The following is a 16,212-nucleotide window of genomic DNA, read 5'->3' as shown; positions in this document are numbered from 1 at the left end:
TCTAGTGATTGCCAGGTTCGCCGGCGGCCTCAGCTGCGCCGTCGTTCCCCATCCCATCATTTTCCGAAACGGCACCGGCCGCGACTTCCGCGGGCGTGACCTCCATGGTGCCGCGCGCGGCGTGGCGACGCGCCAGGAACAGCAGCAGAATCCCGAGGGCCAGCACCAAAACACTAATAACCACCCAGGCGAGGACCTGCGCCCCGCTATTGGCGAGCTGGGCACCACCGTGCATTGCCATCATTGTTATTGAACTCCTCACCGCAACGATTAGCTTCCTGGGACGATGGTACACCGGGTGACTAGAACATCACACCGGACCTTTTCCATGCTCTTTCGTCAGCGAGGGTGGCTAGGATTCCCGCTCATGACAAAAATTTTTCGCGCTGCGTCGCTGCGGCGTGACGGTGGGGAACACAGTGCCCACCGTGGCGGGGCCCTGGCCCGCGCCGGTCTTGGTTTGGCCGCTCTCGGGGTGGTTTTCGGCGATATCGGGACCAGTCCGCTCTATGTTGTGCGCGCGGTTTTCACCGTGCACGGCGGGGCCGTTCCGCTCACGGACGCCTCGATTTACGGAGTGATTTCCCTGGTGGTGTGGATGCTCCTTCTTATCGTGTCCTTCAAATACGTGATCCTTGTGTTGCGCGCGGATAACGACGGCGAAGGCGGCATCATTGCCCTCGCCACCCTGCTGCGCACCCTCAGCGGTGGGCGGCCGCGCGCCGCGGCGCTTTTCACGGTGGCGGGCATGCTCGGGGCGGCGCTCTTTTTCGGCGACGCCGTCATCACCCCGGCCATTTCAGTGCTCTCCGCTATCGAAGGTATCCGGGTGGCGCTGCCAAGTTTCCCCTCCACCCTCATCGTGCCCATCGCGCTGGTGATTCTTCTCACCCTGGGCTGGATGCAACGCTACGGCACCGGGCGAGTAGGCAAGATTTTCGGCCCCTTCATGCTGCTGTGGTTCACGGGGCTGGTGCTGATCGCACTTCCGCATATTGCCGCGCATCCGGAAATTATCGCGGCACTTTCCCCGCATCAGGCGCTGATGTTCGTGGGCGGGCACCCGGATATCGGTTTCCTCGCTATGGGCGCGGTGGTGCTCGCGGTGACCGGCGCCGAGGCGCTCTACGCCGATATCGCCCATTTCGGGCGGCGCCCCATTTCCGCGGTGTGGTTCGCGGTGGTGCTGCCCGCGCTGGTATGTAACTACCTGGGGCAGGGCGCGCTGCTGCTCGAGCACCCTGAGGCTATTGCCGATCCGTTCTTCCACCTGGTTTCTTCCCAGTGGGCCCTGGTGCTCATGCTGCTGGCGACCGGCGCCACGGTCATCGCCTCGCAATCGGTGATCGCGGGGACCTATTCCATCGCCCGCCAGGCTTCCCGGCTCGGCTACCTCCCTCACCTGCGGATTCGCTATACCTCCGCGAGCGGTGCGGGGCAGATTTACCTGCCGGATATTACCGGGCTGCTGGTGGCGGCGGTGGCGGCCGTGGTGGTGATTTTCCGTGATTCGGCGCGGCTGTCCTCCGCCTACGGGCTGGCGGTCTCCACCGATTTTCTTCTGACGACCGCGATGCTGCTGGCTCTCACGGTGATCGGTTGGCACTGGCACTGGTGGCAGAGCGCCGCGCTGGCGGTGGTGCTGGGCGTGGTGGAAGTACCGCTTTTCGCCGCGAATGCCGCGAAATTGGTGACGGGTGGCTGGTTGCCCCTGCTCATCGCCCTCATTCTTATGGTGGTGATGCTCACGTGGCGGCGCGGGGAGGCGGTGGTGGCGGCCAGCCGGGCCTGCACCGAAGGCACCCTCGCGGAGTTCGCGGCGCACTTGCAGAAAAATCCGCTGCGGCGAGTTCCGGGCACGGTTATTTATCCGCATTCCCTGGCCACCACGGTTCCGGCGGCGTTGCGGGCCACCACCGAGCTGCATCGCAGTATGCGCGACCACGTTATTATTCTCTCCATCAAAACGGCCCCGCAGGCCCATATTGAGCGCGCCGAGCGCATTACCCGCACGCAGGTGAACCCGCGCGTGGAGGGCGTCGTTCACCTCACGATGCGCTACGGCTTCATGGATATCCGCAATATTCCGGCCGACCTGGAATGGGCGCAGCGCGAATACGGGTGGGGTTCCTGGAAGTTGAGCGAGGCCCAGTGGGTGCTCAGTCACCTGGGGGTCCGCTCGCGCGGGAAGAACGACGACGCAGCTAGCGGCGGTGGGGACTCGGGCAAGGGTGCGGACTTCGGCAGTGCGGGCTCTGGCAGCGCGAACTCTGGTAGCGCCGGTGATATTCCGCAGCTGCCCCGCTGGCAAGCCTGGCTTTTCGCGCACATCGCACGGCATTCCGCTTCGCCGGCCTGGGTGAAGAGCCTCCCGGCAGATCGCACTGTAGAGATTTCCCGCGAGGTCATTGTGTAGATGACGGCCCGGGCGGGAAGGTCACGGGTCCGGTGGGGGCTCACGGCGCGAAGCGACGCTCGTGGGCCTCCCGCCCGCTGAGAATGTCGAAGCGCCTGGTAGCGTTCCTAGTATGACGACAACAACGCACTACCTCGAGCAGCTTCGCCTCGATGAACTTACCCTCACCGTCCCGCTCACCGCGGATCGGGAAGATACCCGCACCATTGAGGTGTTCGCCCGTATCGCCACCCGCCCGGGCGGGGAATCCCTCCCCTATCTTTTCTATCTGCAGGGCGGGCCGGGTTATGAAGCCTGGCGGCCCAGCCTCTCCCCGCTAGAGCCTTCCTGGCTGAACGTGGCGCTGGAACGCTACCGGGTTGTGTTCGTCGATGAACGCGGCACCGGGCGTTCCACGCCCGTCGGGGAGGATATCCTCAGCACCGGAAGCACCGCTGAGGTGGCCGAATATCTCAGCCATATGCGTGCCGATGGCATCGTGCGCGATTGCGAGGCGCTGCGCCAAGAACTCGGGGTGGAGAAAATCAACCTCCTCGGGCAGTCCTTCGGTGGTTTCACCACCGTGCATTACCTTTCGGTAGCGCCCGAACATATCGACCAAGCCTTCCTCACCGGCGGGCTTACCGCGGTGCGCCACAGCGCTGATGATGTCTATTCCCTCACGTGGGAAAAGATGCGTGAGCACAGTGAAGAGTACTACCGGCGTTTCCCCGCGCACCGCGACCGGGTGCGGGAGCTGGTGGAGCTGGCGGGTAGCGGTTCCATCGAATTACCCACCGGAGAAATCGTTTCGCCCTCGCGGCTACGTTCCCTCGGGCACCTCCTCGGTTCGGATAACGGGTGGCGGGAACTGTACTACCTGCTGGAAAAGGATCCGGCATCCACAGCTTTCCGTTATGACCTGGCCGCGGCCATGCCTTTTGATGGGCGTAACCCGCTCTACTACGTGCTGCACGAATCTTCCTACGCGGATGGTGTGGTCACCAACTGGAGTGCGGAGCGCACCCAACCGGAAGATTTCCGCACCGATACCTCGCTCCTCTACGGCGAGCACGTATGGGCGGAATGGGCGGATACCGTCCCGGCTTTCCAACCGTGGAAAGATGTAGTTGAAAAACTGGCCACCTGGGAGTGGCCCCAGCTCTACTTCCCGGAAGCTCTGCGGGAATCGGAGGCGCGCGGTGCGGCCGCGGTTTACGTGAATGATGCCTATGTGCCGCTGGAGTTCTCCCTTGAAACGGGGGCGTTGCTTCCTGGGATTCACCGGTACGTGACCTCCACCCACGAGCACAGCGGTTTGCGTTCCAGTAACGGGGCGGTGCTGCGCACGCTCTTCGAATTGGCGGATGGCACGCGGCTGCGCTAATCATGCGTGGCGGGCGCGCCACAGCTGGGTTAGCCGGCGCGCTGTGCTGCACTAGGCGGATGCGTTGGGCTGCGTTAGTCGGGTGCACCGGCCTCTGCTAGACGGGTGCCCGGCGCGGCTCCCCCAGTTGTTCGGAATTTCCGGACAACTGGGTACGGGGCGTGCACTCCAGGAATAGTGGCCGACCCGCGCGCGGGAGGGCCGGCGGTACGAAAGTGAGGATATATATGTGGAATGATGCGGGTGCGGACGCTGTGGTGTTCGGGGATAACCTACCGGTACTCCGGGCCCTGCCGGCCGAATCATTCCAGCTTATTTACCTCGATCCTCCTTTTAATACCGGCCGGCCCCAGCGCCGCTCCACGGTGGTCACCCGGCGTTCCACCACCGGGGATCGTATTGGTTTCAAAGGCCAACGCTACGAAACTATCGTGGAGCGGGTGCTCGGCTACGACGATAGCTTCGCCGAATATTGGGGTTTCCTGGAGCCGCGCCTGGAAGAAGCCTGGCGGCTCCTCACCGATTCCGGAACCCTCTACCTGCATCTCGACTACCGGGAAGCGCATTACGCGAAGGTGCTCCTCGATGCGCTTTTCGGGCGGGAATGTTTCCTCAACGAAATTATTTGGGCCTACGATTACGGCGCCCGCACGAAGAAACGCTGGCCCGCCAAACATGACACCATTTTGGTGTACGTGAAGAACCCGGCCAGCTACTACTTCAATTCGGAAGATGTGGACCGCGAACCGTATATGGCTCCCGGTTTGGTCACCAAAGAAAAGGCAGCGCGCGGCAAACTTCCCACAGACGTGTGGTGGCATACCATCGTCTCCCCCACCGGGAAAGAAAAAACCGGCTATCCCACCCAAAAACCGCTCGGGATACTGCGCCGGATTATCACCGCGTCCTCGCGCCCCGGGGATCGCGTCCTTGATTTCTTTGCCGGCTCGGGTACCACCGGGGCCGCGGCACGCGAATTAGAGCGCCATTTCCTGCTCATTGACGCCAATCCGGAAGCCATCGCGGTCATGCGCACGCGCTTCCCCGATCAGGTGCGTTTCGGGGAATGGGATGGCGCGGCGGTGAGCTGGGAATAGAGGGCGCAGGCCCCCACCCGGTAGGCCGGCTCCAGGGAAAGCTCCGGGTCGGCATAGAAATCCGGGGAATGATTCGAGGCCGGCTCTCCGCTGGCTGGGTTGAGCTGCTCGGGTGAAAAACCACCGAAGAGCCAGAATACCGATTGCGCGCCAGCGGCCTGGCCGAGCACCGCGAAATCCTCACTGAAACCGAAAGTTTCGCTGGCCAGATGTTCCTCCCCAAATTCCGCGCCGATCACGTCGCGCAAGGCCGCAACAGCTGCGTCGTCGTTCACGGTGGCATCCACCTGGCGGATCTGGCGGATCAGCGGTTCGGGGGCGCCGGCCGCGAGCGCCTCGGCCCGCACAATCCGCTCGATACCGGTGTTGATAATCGCGCGCGTTTCCTCGTCCCGGAACCGGGTATTAATGCACAAGCGCGCGGTGTCCGGAATGATATTGTCCTGGCTGCCGGCCTGGAACACGCCGACGCTCACCACTGCGTTGCGGTCCGGATCCGTCATGCGGGAACGGATTGTTTGCAGCCGGGTGACGATGGCCGCACCGATAACAATAGGGTCGACGGCGCGGTGCGGCTGCGAGCCGTGCCCGCCCACCCCGTGCACAATAATCTCAAAACCGTCCGAGCCGGGCAGCACCCCACCCGGATAGAGATTGACCCAGCCGGCCGGGCGCGGCACCACGTGGCCGCCGTACATAATCTGCGGGCGCGGGGCTTTCTCCCACAGGCCGGCCTCCACCATGGCGCGTGCCCCCAGACCGTTTTCTTCCGAAGGCTGGAAAACAAAAACAATAGTGCCGCGCCACAGTTGCGGGTGCGCCGCGAAAGCCCGAGCGAGGGCGAGCGCAATCGTCATATGGGAATCGTGCCCGCAGGCGTGCATGACCGGCACATTTTTCCCGGAGGCGTCAATTCCGGTGGCCCGTGAAGCGTAGGCGAGGCCGGTGCGTTCGGCAACGGGCAGGCCGTCCATATCCGCGCGGTAGCCCACCACCGGGCCGGGGCCGTTGCGCAGCACGCACGCAAAACCGGTATCGGTCACGGGGATGATCTGGCGGGTTACCTCACCGGAAAGCTCGATGGCTTCCAGGCGTTCGCGGAGCGCGCGCGAAGTCCCCACTTCCTGGAAAGACAGCTCGGGATTGGCGTGGAAATACTGGAAATCCGCGATCATAGTGGCCCGGTCCGAGGCGGTGAGGTGAAATTCCTCGGGAAGATACTGCACGGCGTTCCCTCTCATCCGATGCTAACTGCGGGGACGGCCCGGTAGCGCGGGGCGCACAGGGCCGCTCACCTGGTTTATTTTAGCGCCGCGCTCGGTGCGGACGCTCGGGCGCCCAGGTAGGTGCGCGGAACCCCGGCGGTTGTCCGGCGGTTTTTCGGCGGGCTAACCGGGCGCCGCGCCGAACGTCCGTGGCAGGCCGGGGCGGTGACTAGCTAGGCTGGAGGGAGTGCGCGGGCGAAGCGCTCTGGTAAGTGCGGCCAAAGCACGCCGATACCCGCGGCGGCAGCGCCCCGGCGAGGAGGAATATGTTCCACAGTATTATTTGGGATATGGGCGGGACCATGGTGGATACCTACCCGCATGTGGATGCCACCTTGCAGGCGGTGGTTCTTGAATCCGGCCAGGAAGTTTCCCTCCTGGAGGTTGCCCGCCTGACCCGGCGTTCCACCAACCTGGCCATCACCGAGCTATCACGCCGTTTCGGGATTCCGGAAGCGAAGTTTCGCAAGCGCGAGCAGGAACTGAAAGACTCGTGGAAAATCACGCCACCGCCCGCGATGGCGCATGTGCATGAGGTGCTGGCCGCGGTTCCGGGGCTCAATGTGGTGGTCACGCACCGGGATCGCGCGAGTGCCCGCACGCTCCTGGACGGTTTGAATCTCCGGGTTGCGGATATGGTCTGCCCCGAGGACGGTTTCCCGCGCAAGCCCGACCCGGCGATGTTCACCCATATGCTCAACAAGCATCGCTTGGATCCGGCCCGCACCCTCGCCATCGGAGATCGGCCTATCGATATGACGACGGCGCATAAAGTTGGCGTGGCCGGTGCACTCTTGGAAACTCCCGGAATTGAGCTGGAAGCCGACGCCGATTATCGCATCACTGATCTTTCCGAGGTTCTCCCGCTCCTTGGCTGATGAGCTAGCATCTCGAGCGATGAGCGAGCATTTCGACCGATGAGCTAGCGGCGCAGGTGCGCGCCCGTGTGGGAACTTTCCAGCCGCAGCAGCGCTTTTTTCATATCCAGCCCGCCCGCATATCCGCCCAGCGCGCCGTGCGCAGCAAGTACCCGGTGGCACGGCAGCACGATAGGTATCGGGTTACGCGCGCATGCCGAGCCCATCGCCCGCACGGCCCGCGGGTTGCCGACCATCGCGGCTAGCTCGCTATAGGAGCGGGTCTGCCCGTAGGGGATCTCTGCCAGGGCTCGCTGCACCCGGGCCGCAAAAGGCCCGCGGGTGAGAACCAGATCGGTGGGGAGGGTAAATTGGGTGCGCTCCCCCGCGAAATATTCGGTGAGCTGGGCGCAGACCCGCGCGGCAAGCACCTCTGCTCGGTGCCGCTGTTCGCCCTCCCCCAGTTCAGTTACTGCCGGCGGGCGCGGGAGCCCGGGAAGCACTACCGCGATGAGCGCATGCGCCTGCGCCGCAACGGCGAACTGCCCCAGTGGGGAATCGCACGTCCGCCATACCGCTGCGGCGCAGGCACGTGTCATCGTCGGCCCTCTGATCGCTCCTCTTGCTTTTTACTTCGCGAGCTGAGCGGTGAGCTTTTCGAGGCCGCTCAACACGGCTTCCACTTCACCCGCGCGGCGTTCCAGCGGGGTGAATGCGCCGTCCGCCCAATCCTCAAACATCATGAAATTCACTTCGGAGCGGATGGCGGGCATATTGAAATTAGCCGTGATCTGGCGCCATTGCTCGATAGCGCGCACGCCCCCGATGGAGCCGTGCCCCACGAAAGCAACCGGCTTATTCATCCACTCCACACCCAGCGCATCTACTGCGTTCTTGAACGCCCCGGGGACCCCGTGGTTGTATTCCGGGGTCACGAAAATAAAAGCGTCGAATTCGCTGATTTTATCGGCCCAGCGCTGGATGGCCGGATGATCGTACTGGCCGTTCGCCGCGGCCGGAACCACCGGGCTGGTGAGCAGCGGAATATCAAAATCCTTGATATTGACGAGCTCGTAAGCGGCCTCCCCCGCCCGCTGGGATGCGAGCTGAGCGACGTAACCGGCCACGCCCTCGGTGACCTGGCCCTCGCGAATTGATCCGGAAATAATGGCGATCTTCATACAAGTATCCTTTCGTTTAGGTGAGCGACACCCAGATTACCAATCACTCATTTACCTTTCAATCGGATATGTGGCGCTCCCGTTTAGCTCGGTGCGAACATCGCCCGCCTCAGCATCGGCTCCAACATCAGCATCGGCTTCAGCACAAAGATCCGTACTGCCCTCCGCAGCGCTGCCGTTTTCGGCCATCCCACCGGCACTCTCGTCCAGATCACTGGCGAGCACCGCGTAGACGATAGTGTCCGTCCACTCCCCTTTGAGCCAGAAATCCTGGCGCATATGCGCTTCTTTACGCATTCCCGCGTGCTGGAGCATGAGCTCACAGACCCGATCCCGCGCATCCATTTGCGCGGCAACGCGATGCACCCCGCACTCCAGGCAGGCGTAGCGAATCATGGCTCGCATGGCCTCCGAAGCGTAGCCGTGCCCGCGAAAATCCGGGTGGAGCACGGTGGCAATTTCCGCGACGCCGTGCTGCGGATCGGTCATCCACAGGCGCACGTCCCCGATGGGTTGCGCATCAAGTTCGATAACGACGGCGAGCGCGGCCTGCGGGCCGCGCAAATCCCGCGCCTGGGCGCGCTGGGCAGCTTCGTTAACCGCCCGCTCAGGATTCCAGGCATCGGTCATGAGGTATCTGGTGACATCTTCGCGGCTGTAAATGCTATGCAGCCACGGCGCATCATCGGGCCGGTGCAGCCTCAGCCGCAGCCGCGAAGTTGTCACCGAAAATTCTTCAGGTGTCGTGGTATTCATAACTCCTTAAGTGTAACGAAAAACACTTTTGAGGGAAGAGGTGCTGAGCTGGTTATCCGCGAAACGGGACGGGGCGGTAGTGCGGGAACGGATCACTTGCCAGCCTCCCGTACAGATCAACGTCAATACGCTGCCCGTTGATCAAGAATTTCCCACGTTCGGTGCCTTCCTTAACGAATCCGGCTGCGCGGGCCACCCCGCCAGAGGCGGGGTTGTTCACCCGGTGCCCGAGTTCCAGACGTTCCAAGCCGCGCTCACGCAGGGCCCAATCCGCCACTGCCGCCGCGGCCCGCGACATCATCCCACGCCCCCAGTAGTCGTGGTGCAGCCAGTAGGAAAACCACCCGTTTTTCTCATCCCAATCCGCACCGATGCGAACCATACCGATGAGCTCGTCAGTATCATCCCGCGCAATCACCCAGGCCAAGTGCGAGTCCGGGGCCTCCAAGATACGCGCGATATAGCGGCGGGCACCGGCCAGATCCGTAATATTGCCCTGCCGGATCATATCCGGGTGGGAAGCGAAGGCCGCCGCGATAGCTGCGGCGTCGCCCTCACGCACCGGGCGCAGCGCAATATCAACGTTCACAGCCATTCCCTCGCGCTCCCTACACATTAAAGCGGAATTCAACCACGTCGCCGTCCTGCATCACGTAGTCCTTGCCTTCTTGGCGCAGTTTTCCGTGTTCACGGGCGGCGGCCACCGAGCCGTATTCCACCAGGTCATCGAAGGAGACCACCTCGGCTTTAATAAAACCGCGCTGGAAGTCGGTGTGGATCACGCCGGCGGCCTGCGGGGCGGTATCGCCCTTGTGGATAGTCCAGGCGCGGGCTTCTTTGGGGCCGGCCGTGAGGTAGGTTTGCAGGCCGAGGGTATCGAAGCCCACCCGGGCCAGCTGGTCCAGGCCGGATTCTTCCTGACCGGTGGCCTCCAGCATTTCCCGGGCTTCCTCTTCGCTGAGTTCCACCAGTTCCGCCTCGAATTTGGCATCGAGGAAAATGGCTTGGGCAGGTGCCACAAAGTCACGTAGTTCCTTCTGCATGGCAGTGTCAGCGAGGCCGTCGTCGTCGGTATTAAAAACGTAGATGAAGGGCTTTGAGGTCATGAGTTGGAAGGAGCGCAGGGTGTCGGCGTCGAATTCGGCGGCGTGGTTGGAGAGCACTTCCCCAGCCTCGAGGAGCGCGTAGGCCCGCTGCGCGGCATCGAGCGTTTCCTTCGGGGTTTTCTTCCCCGTCACTTCCTTGGTCAGGCGCGGGATCGCCTTTTCCAGGGTTTGCATATCGGCGAGGATGAGTTCGGTGGTGACCGTTTCAATATCATCCTTCGGGTCTACGCGGCCTTCCACGTGGACCACGTCCGGATCCGCGAAAGCGCGGGTGACCAGGCAAATCGCATCCGCTTCGCGAATATTGGCGAGGAATTGGTTGCCCAGGCCCTCCCCCTTGGACGCCCCGCGCACGATCCCGGCGATGTCCACAAAATCGACCGTCGCCGGCAGAATTTTCTGCGATCCGAAAATTTCGGCGAGTTTGGTCAGCCGTGCATCCGGGAGCGGCACCACGCCCACATTCGGCTCAATCGTCGCGAATGGGTAGTTCGCCGCGAGCACCGTTGCGCGCGTGAGCGCATTAAAAAGGGTCGATTTTCCGACGTTGGGAAGTCCTGCAATACCAATTGTTAAAGCCACGCCCTCCATTCTAGCTAAGAGAAAGGAGGGCGGGCTGCTATTCCCCGGACTCGCAATCCGGGCGCGACGCTACCGCGCGGGCGCGTCCATAGACTTCGGGGCGTGCCAAATATCTTCGCCGCGCAAAATCGCATCCGCGCCACCGTCGATATAGAGAATCTGCCCGGTGATGGTCCGCGAGAGACCGGTCACGAGGAAAACGAGGGCGTCGGCAATATCGCGAGCTTCCGAGGCGCCGTGGTACGGGGCGGGCAGCGCGCCGAAAGCCTGTTTGCGCCCTTCTTCGGTGGAGAGAAGTTCCTTCGTCATCGGGGTGGCGACCACGCCCGGCCCCACCGCGTTGAGCCCCACGCCGCGCCCGGCAAATTCCTCACTCACTGCCGCGCGACGCACCCACGTGGCAATAGCGCGCTTGGAGGAGGCGTAATTGGCGTAACCCTGCATCGGGCCCTGATCGGCCAGCTCCTTACCGTAGGCGAGGGCTTCTTCACGCTGATCATCGAGGAGCAGCTGCACGAGCTTCGGGTCGCTGGGCTGCAAACTGGCGCAGGAAGCGGTAATAACCGCGCGCCCATTTTCCACCTTTTCCAGGTAGGGAAGGAAAGCGCGCACGGTATCGCGCGCACCGAAGTAATTCACCTTGAGATCGAGAGGCGAATTGCTCTGGGTGCCCGCATTCGCGATCACCCCGTCAATCTGCGGGTACTTTTCCACCACCCGAGCGACCGCATCCGCAATCCCCTCCGGGGTGGACAGATCCGCTTCAAATTCCGCCCCGCGCAAATCAACACCGACGGGCGTATGCCCGCGTTCTTCCAGAATCTGCCCGCAAGCAGCGCCAATACCCGAGCCCATTCCGGTCACGACAATAGTAGACATGGTGTTCCTTTCTTCCCGGCGCCGCTTCCTCGCGGCACCGCCCGCGGAGCCGTACGTCCTAACCCTAGTGTGAGTTGCGTTATACCCCGCTTTTTGAAAGCTATCAAAGTTTTTTGCGGGGAACAAGGGGCGACGACGCCGCCAGCCCACTTCCCTCCCATTTTTCTGTCGTAGGTGGATGTTTGAATACCGCTATGGATATTTCGATTGTTCTAGGTGCTCTTATCGTGGTGGGATGCGCGTGTTTCGCCCTGGGGTTCTTGAGCGCGCGGGTGCGTTCGGGCGGGGCAGTTTCGGCGCGGGAGCTGGCACTGGTGCGCCAGCAACTGGAGGAGGCGCAGCGTGATGCCGGAGCGGTGCGGGCGCAGCTGGCGGCCGCCCAGGCTCGTTCGGATCGTTTAGAGGAGGAAAATAACGGGCTCATCGCCCGGGCTAAAACCGATAACGATATTTTGCGTTCCCTGGCTCCTATTACCCAGCAGCTTGAGGTGATGGAGCAGCGGGTTCGGGATGTGCAGGTTCTTCAGGGTGAGCAGCGCACCGAAATCCGCACCCAGCTGAGCGCGGCGGCGCGCACCCAGGAAGATCTGGCGCGAGCCACCCAGGCGCTGCGCGGGGCGCTCAGTTCTACCTCGGCGCGCGGTATGTGGGGTGAAGTGGAATTGCGCCGGGTGGTGGAAGCCGCCGGGATGCTCCCCCACGTTGATTTTTCGGAACAGGTTTCCGCGCCCGCCGGCGGTGGGCCCGCGGCGGGAGCGCGCCCGGATATGGTTATCCACCTGCCCGGCGGTGCTCATCTCCCCCTCGATGCCAAGGTTCCCCTCACCGCGATGCTCCAGGCGCAGGCCGCTCCGGCCACCACGGCGGAGGAAATCGCGCGGCGCCAGGATCTGCTCAAACAGCACGCCAAGGCGGTGCGTGCTCACGTGAACGCGCTAGCGAAACGGGATTACCCCGCGCTTTTCCCGGGTTCACCCCGGATCACCATTATGTTCCTCCCAGGGGAATCCCTCCTCGCGGAAGCGCTGCGGGAAGATCCTCCGCTCCTCGAGGATGCCCTGAATCTCGGGGTGGTTCCCGCTTCTCCCGCCTCGCTGCTGGCGCTGCTGCGCACCGTGGCAACGCTGTGGGCCTCCAGTAAAGTGAGCGAAGAAGCCGGGCATATTATTGCCCTGGGTCGGGAAATGACGGATCGGCTGCGGGTGGTGGCTGGCCACCTGGAAAGGCTTGGGAATTCCCTCACCTCAGCGGTGAAGAACTACAACTCGGCGCTCTCCTCTTTCGATACGCGCGTGCTGGTCACCGCGCGGCGCCTGGAAAGCCTGGATGCTGATTTTTCTACCCCGCCGGCCATTGCCGCGGAAGAAGGTCAGGTCAAACGTTTCCACGATGCCGCCTTGCGGGAAGCATTGGACGGCGAAGAAGATCATGAAACGCGGATTGTCCCGTAGCAGTGCGGGGCAAAACATGGCACGATAACTGATATGGCTTCAACAACTCCGGTACCCGCCAACCTGCCGCAACGGGCTGCGCAGACAACACCGGATCACCCGTGGCCACTGCGCCTCCTCTCGGTAAAAATCCGGGAATACGTGGCGAAAATGTCACGCCTCTGGGTGGAAGGTGAAGTCATTACCCTCCAGCGCCGCCCCGGAGCTAAAGTTCAGTTCCTCACCTTGCGGGATCTGGAAGAAAACGTCTCCATGACGGTGAAAATACTCAGCCATCTACTTCCCGCAACCGTCACCTCCGGAAGCCGGGTGGTGGTGTGGGCGGTCCCGGATTTTTATACCGGTAATGGCTCGCTCTCCCTGTGGGCACAGGAAATCCGCCCTGTTGGCGTGGGTGATATTCTGGCCCGTTTGGAAGCCTTGAAAGCCAAGCTCGCTGCCGAAGGTCTGTTCGCACCCGAACGGAAAAAGCCGCTCCCCTTCTTACCGCGCGCGGTTGGTCTTATTGTGGGGCGCAATACCAAAGCCAAAGAGGATGTCATTATTAATGCCTCGCTGCGCTGGCCCGGGGTTCGTTTCGAGGTACGCGAAGTAGCGGTTCAGGGTCGGGATGCCGTGGCCCAGATGATTCCAGCTCTGCGTGAACTCGATGCCCATCCCAGAGTGGACGTTATTGTGCTGGCCCGCGGGGGTGGCTCCGTGGAAGATCTCCTTCCCTTCTCCGATGAACACCTGGTGCGTGCTATTGCAGCCACCCGCACTCCGGTAGTCTCCGCTATCGGGCATGAGGGAGATAATCCCATCAGCGATTATGTGGCCGATCTACGGGCCTCCACCCCCACAGATGCCGCCAAACGCATCGTCCCGGATCGGGAAGCGGAACGTGAAGGCGTGCAGGCGGCGGTGCGGCGTTTACGCCAGGGCATGCGCCACCGGGTGGAACGCGCCACCAAGGAACTCGAAGCATTACGCGCCCGGCCGGTGCTGGCCCGCCCCCGCACCATGGTGGAGGTACGCGAACAGGATATTCAGTCGCTGCGCTCCTGGCTGCGCGCCCATATTCGGCGCGATATGGCTTCCAATTCCCAAGATATTTCCTCGCTGCTTTCCCAGCTGCGGGCCCTCTCCCCCCAAGCAACACTGCAGCGCGGGTATTCGGTTATCCTAAGCGGGGATGACAGAGTAGTCTCACAAGAAAACGATGTCCGAATCGGAGAACACCTGCGTGCCATTTTGGCCGCGGGAAGCCTCCACCTCGAAGTGAAAGGGAGCGCGCATGGCAGCTAAGGGAACCACTCCTGAGGGATTCACACCCCCGGCGCCAGCGCCGGGCTCATCCCAACCCCACGCAGCGGGCGCATCCACGCCCCAGGCACCCGGCTCACCCGGGCATCAGGTGTCCGGACCTCAGGCATCCGACGCCTCTGCACCTCACCCGCGCGAAGATATTGAGGCGCGCGTGGCCACCCTCAGCTACGAAGATGCCCGGGCCCGGCTAGTTGATATTGTCTCCCGCTTAGAACAAGGCTCCATTCCTCTCGAAGAATCCCTGCGGCTGTGGGAAGTTGGCGAATCCCTGGCCCGCCACTGCCAAAGCTGGCTTGATGGCGCGGCGGCCCGGATCGATGCCGCCGAACGCGGCGAAAGCCTCGCGGCGGCCTCGATGGCAGCCCCGCAACCGGCAGCAGCCCCTGCCTCTCCCGCCCCGGCGGCTGCGCCCGCTAATCAGGTAGCGCAGACCCAGACCGCAAACCAGGCCGCGCCGGTGAATCAGGCCGCGCCGGTGAACCAGGCCGCGCCGGCCGCGGCGCATACGGGTGGCTATCAGGCGCCCGCCCCCGCGATCCCGCCGCAGGCTTCCAAGGAGGACCGAGTGGCGGCCCTGCGGGAAGCGGTGCGCGAAGTACGCGCTGAAGATGTACCGGCTATTCAGCCAGCTCCGGAAGCCGTGGCTGAAGCGGCACCCGCACCCGCCACCCCGCGCGGAGCCTCCGCTCCCGCGGGTAGTCCCGCCGGTGCGCCCGCTGGTGCCTCCGCCGCCGCACCGCCCTCCGCTGCGGAACCCGCGGCCGGCGAGGATGACGATGATTTCGATCCGGAAGAATTCGCGGACGGAACAGGCCTGGATACCACCCCGCTCACTCGCCACCCCGAGGATTTCGCATGACGATTCTCGTAATTGGCGATGCCATCGCCAACCAGCGTGAAGCGGAGACCCCATTTCGCGCCGGCACCATGTTTAAGGTGGCTGTCAATCTAGCCCACCTGGCTCGCGAAGTTCGGATGGTCACCAATATTTCCGAGGCGTCCGATCCGCAAGTCGTGCGCGATTACGCCGCGGCCCACGGTGTTGAGCTCCTCTTACGCCCCGCCGCAAGCCCGGCCAGCGCGGCTTCAGCCTCGATCAACGGCACTTCAGCCCCGGCCAGCGCGGCTTCAAACTCGGTTAGCGCGGCTTCAAACTCGGTTAGCGCGGCTCTCACCTCCGGCTTGCCCACCCCGCCCCCGGCAGCTTTCACCGAAGCTCATTACGGGGACGCACACGCAGACCCGGAAGAAAGCTGGGATATTTTGCCGGCTCCGGAACGCGGCGCTCGCAAACTCGATTTTGATCTTTTCAGCCCCTCCGCCACTATTTTCGGTGGGGATGCCTGCCATGCCATGCCCGCGGCCCACACCGTGCGCGAATGGCTGCGGGTATGCCGCTCCACCTCCACAATTATTTACTCGCCGGCGCTGCGCCACCCCCGCGCCCGCAACCTGGATCGAGTACGTATTCAAACCGAAAGTTTCTTGCAGCTAAGTGACGTCGTCGTCGCAACCTCAAAAGATATCCGGCTGCTTTACGGTATTAGCGGTCCCGAAAACGAATTCGCCGCGGTGGCTGAACACTGGTTTAGTTTCGGGCCGCGGCTCGTCGCCATTTTGCTTGAGGACGGTGCCGCGCTCATGATCACCGCTTCGGGTGACCGCCTCCACGTGGCGTCCCTCCCGCGCCCCTTCGTGGATGTGGCCGGGGCTCGCAGCGCTTTTATCGCCACCACCATCGACACTCTTGACCGGGTGAGCTTGCTCGGGAGGGAAGCCAGCCCCGGCCTTGCCACCATGTCCATGTCACACCTGTATACCGTGGGTGCTTTCGCCACCACCGCGCGCAGCCTCATGACCGCGCATGCCGGCTGGGAGCCACTGACCCGCAACGAACTGAGCGAAGGATTCTTCGAATACCAAAGCCGCGAAGGGCTGATTTAGCGCA

Annotated in this window: 16 protein-coding genes; 8 read left to right on the top strand and 8 right to left on the bottom strand. The window is 63.1% G+C overall.

Annotated elements, in window-relative coordinates; all coding sequences use genetic code 11:
- Position 1 precedes the first annotated feature (1 nt).
- Positions 2-244, bottom strand: coding sequence for a hypothetical protein (locus tag ACRQHG_RS00465; RefSeq protein ID WP_284889342.1), 243 nt, complete (start codon positions 242-244; stop codon positions 2-4).
- Positions 245-367: 123 nt separating this feature from the next.
- Here ACRQHG_RS00465 and ACRQHG_RS00460 point away from each other — a divergent pair, with 123 nt between their 5' ends.
- The 3 genes from ACRQHG_RS00460 (at position 368) to ACRQHG_RS00450 (ending at position 4,879) form a co-directional block, all read left to right on the top strand.
- On the top strand, positions 368-2,416 hold the full coding sequence (locus ACRQHG_RS00460) for a potassium transporter Kup (protein ID WP_435719308.1): 2,049 nt from the start codon (positions 368-370) through the stop codon (positions 2,414-2,416).
- Between the two features lie 112 nt (positions 2,417-2,528).
- Positions 2,529-3,782 (top strand): alpha/beta fold hydrolase, encoded by a 1,254-nt coding sequence (locus ACRQHG_RS00455; RefSeq protein ID WP_435713092.1) that lies wholly within the window; start codon positions 2,529-2,531, stop codon positions 3,780-3,782.
- Between the two features lie 227 nt (positions 3,783-4,009).
- Positions 4,010-4,879: a DNA-methyltransferase gene (locus ACRQHG_RS00450; protein WP_435713093.1), complete on the top strand. Its 870-nt coding sequence runs from the start codon at positions 4,010-4,012 to the stop codon at positions 4,877-4,879.
- On the opposite strand, the gene ACRQHG_RS00445 is transcribed toward ACRQHG_RS00450, so the two are convergent.
- On the bottom strand, positions 4,831-6,120 hold the full coding sequence (locus ACRQHG_RS00445) for an amidohydrolase (protein WP_435719307.1): 1,290 nt from the start codon (positions 6,118-6,120) through the stop codon (positions 4,831-4,833). The genes ACRQHG_RS00450 and ACRQHG_RS00445 overlap by 49 nt on opposite strands.
- A 290-nt stretch (positions 6,121-6,410) precedes the next feature.
- Here ACRQHG_RS00445 and ACRQHG_RS00440 point away from each other — a divergent pair, with 290 nt between their 5' ends.
- The gene (locus tag ACRQHG_RS00440) at positions 6,411-7,022 is read left to right on the top strand and encodes an HAD-IA family hydrolase (protein ID WP_435713095.1); all 612 of its coding nucleotides are present in this window, start codon (positions 6,411-6,413) and stop codon (positions 7,020-7,022) included.
- Positions 7,023-7,066: 44 nt separating this feature from the next.
- Here ACRQHG_RS00440 and ACRQHG_RS00435 read toward each other — a convergent pair whose 3' ends face one another.
- The 6 genes from ACRQHG_RS00435 to ACRQHG_RS00410 form a co-directional block, all read right to left on the bottom strand.
- The gene (locus ACRQHG_RS00435; protein ID WP_435713096.1) at positions 7,067-7,600 is read right to left on the bottom strand and encodes a methylated-DNA--[protein]-cysteine S-methyltransferase; all 534 of its coding nucleotides are present in this window, start codon (positions 7,598-7,600) and stop codon (positions 7,067-7,069) included.
- Between the two features lie 30 nt (positions 7,601-7,630).
- Complete coding sequence (locus ACRQHG_RS00430; RefSeq protein ID WP_435713097.1) at positions 7,631-8,182, bottom strand: NADPH-dependent FMN reductase; 552 nt, start codon at positions 8,180-8,182, stop codon at positions 7,631-7,633.
- A gap of 51 nt (positions 8,183-8,233) precedes the next feature.
- The gene (locus ACRQHG_RS00425) at positions 8,234-8,938 is read right to left on the bottom strand and encodes a GNAT family N-acetyltransferase (protein ID WP_435713098.1); all 705 of its coding nucleotides are present in this window, start codon (positions 8,936-8,938) and stop codon (positions 8,234-8,236) included.
- A gap of 52 nt (positions 8,939-8,990) precedes the next feature.
- Positions 8,991-9,533, bottom strand: a complete 543-nt coding sequence (locus ACRQHG_RS00420) for a GNAT family N-acetyltransferase (RefSeq protein ID WP_435713099.1) — start codon at positions 9,531-9,533, stop codon at positions 8,991-8,993.
- Positions 9,534-9,546: 13 nt separating this feature from the next.
- Positions 9,547-10,626 (bottom strand): redox-regulated ATPase YchF, encoded by a 1,080-nt coding sequence (ychF, locus tag ACRQHG_RS00415; RefSeq protein ID WP_435713100.1) that lies wholly within the window; start codon positions 10,624-10,626, stop codon positions 9,547-9,549.
- Between the two features lie 69 nt (positions 10,627-10,695).
- Complete coding sequence (locus tag ACRQHG_RS00410; RefSeq protein ID WP_435713101.1) at positions 10,696-11,505, bottom strand: SDR family oxidoreductase; 810 nt, start codon at positions 11,503-11,505, stop codon at positions 10,696-10,698.
- Positions 11,506-11,699: 194 nt separating this feature from the next.
- Here ACRQHG_RS00410 and ACRQHG_RS00405 point away from each other — a divergent pair, with 194 nt between their 5' ends.
- Genes ACRQHG_RS00405 through ACRQHG_RS00390 form a run of 4 tightly spaced genes read left to right on the top strand, consistent with a single transcriptional unit; the run spans position 11,700 to position 16,208 of the window.
- A complete protein-coding gene (locus ACRQHG_RS00405; RefSeq protein WP_435719306.1) occupies positions 11,700-12,956 on the top strand; it encodes a DNA recombination protein RmuC in 1,257 nt (418 codons plus the stop codon).
- A gap of 33 nt (positions 12,957-12,989) precedes the next feature.
- Entirely contained in the window at positions 12,990-14,243 is a 1,254-nt protein-coding gene (xseA, locus tag ACRQHG_RS00400; RefSeq protein WP_435713103.1) for an exodeoxyribonuclease VII large subunit, read from the top strand.
- Positions 14,233-15,123 carry an exodeoxyribonuclease VII small subunit gene (locus ACRQHG_RS00395; RefSeq protein ID WP_435713104.1) on the top strand — a complete coding sequence of 297 codons (891 nt, stop codon included), beginning with the start codon at positions 14,233-14,235 and terminating at the stop codon, positions 15,121-15,123. The genes xseA and ACRQHG_RS00395 overlap by 11 nt, the downstream gene beginning before the upstream one ends.
- A complete protein-coding gene (locus tag ACRQHG_RS00390; RefSeq protein ID WP_435713105.1) occupies positions 15,120-16,208 on the top strand; it encodes a hypothetical protein in 1,089 nt (362 codons plus the stop codon). Before ACRQHG_RS00395 ends, ACRQHG_RS00390 begins: the two co-directional genes overlap by 4 nt.
- Positions 16,209-16,212 lie beyond the last annotated feature (4 nt).

Source organism: Actinotignum vesiculae, from assembly GCF_051267215.1.
GTDB lineage: Bacteria > Actinomycetota > Actinomycetes > Actinomycetales > Actinomycetaceae > Actinotignum > Actinotignum schaalii.
Note: the sequence above shows the minus strand (reverse complement) of the source record. Positions and strands in the feature narration are given on the sequence as shown.

Excerpts from the sequence above, each read along its gene's own strand:
- ACRQHG_RS00465 (WP_284889342.1), bottom strand. The coding sequence starts at position 244 with ATGATGGCAATGCACGGTGGTGCCCAGCTCGCCAATAGCGGGGCGCAG.
- ACRQHG_RS00460 (WP_435719308.1), top strand. The coding sequence starts at position 368 with ATGACAAAAATTTTTCGCGCTGCGTCGCTGCGGCGTGACGGTGGGGAA.
- ACRQHG_RS00455 (WP_435713092.1), top strand. The coding sequence starts at position 2,529 with ATGACGACAACAACGCACTACCTCGAGCAGCTTCGCCTCGATGAACTT.
- ACRQHG_RS00450 (WP_435713093.1), top strand. The coding sequence starts at position 4,010 with ATGTGGAATGATGCGGGTGCGGACGCTGTGGTGTTCGGGGATAACCTA.
- ACRQHG_RS00445 (WP_435719307.1), bottom strand. The coding sequence starts at position 6,120 with ATGAGAGGGAACGCCGTGCAGTATCTTCCCGAGGAATTTCACCTCACC.
- ACRQHG_RS00440 (WP_435713095.1), top strand. The coding sequence starts at position 6,411 with ATGTTCCACAGTATTATTTGGGATATGGGCGGGACCATGGTGGATACC.
- ACRQHG_RS00435 (WP_435713096.1), bottom strand. The coding sequence starts at position 7,600 with ATGACACGTGCCTGCGCCGCAGCGGTATGGCGGACGTGCGATTCCCCA.
- ACRQHG_RS00430 (WP_435713097.1), bottom strand. The coding sequence starts at position 8,182 with ATGAAGATCGCCATTATTTCCGGATCAATTCGCGAGGGCCAGGTCACC.
- ACRQHG_RS00425 (WP_435713098.1), bottom strand. The coding sequence starts at position 8,938 with ATGAATACCACGACACCTGAAGAATTTTCGGTGACAACTTCGCGGCTG.
- ACRQHG_RS00420 (WP_435713099.1), bottom strand. The coding sequence starts at position 9,533 with ATGGCTGTGAACGTTGATATTGCGCTGCGCCCGGTGCGTGAGGGCGAC.
- ACRQHG_RS00410 (WP_435713101.1), bottom strand. The coding sequence starts at position 11,505 with ATGTCTACTATTGTCGTGACCGGAATGGGCTCGGGTATTGGCGCTGCT.
- ACRQHG_RS00405 (WP_435719306.1), top strand. The coding sequence starts at position 11,700 with ATGGATATTTCGATTGTTCTAGGTGCTCTTATCGTGGTGGGATGCGCG.
- xseA (WP_435713103.1), top strand. The coding sequence starts at position 12,990 with ATGGCTTCAACAACTCCGGTACCCGCCAACCTGCCGCAACGGGCTGCG.
- ACRQHG_RS00395 (WP_435713104.1), top strand. The coding sequence starts at position 14,233 with ATGGCAGCTAAGGGAACCACTCCTGAGGGATTCACACCCCCGGCGCCA.
- ACRQHG_RS00390 (WP_435713105.1), top strand. The coding sequence starts at position 15,120 with ATGACGATTCTCGTAATTGGCGATGCCATCGCCAACCAGCGTGAAGCG.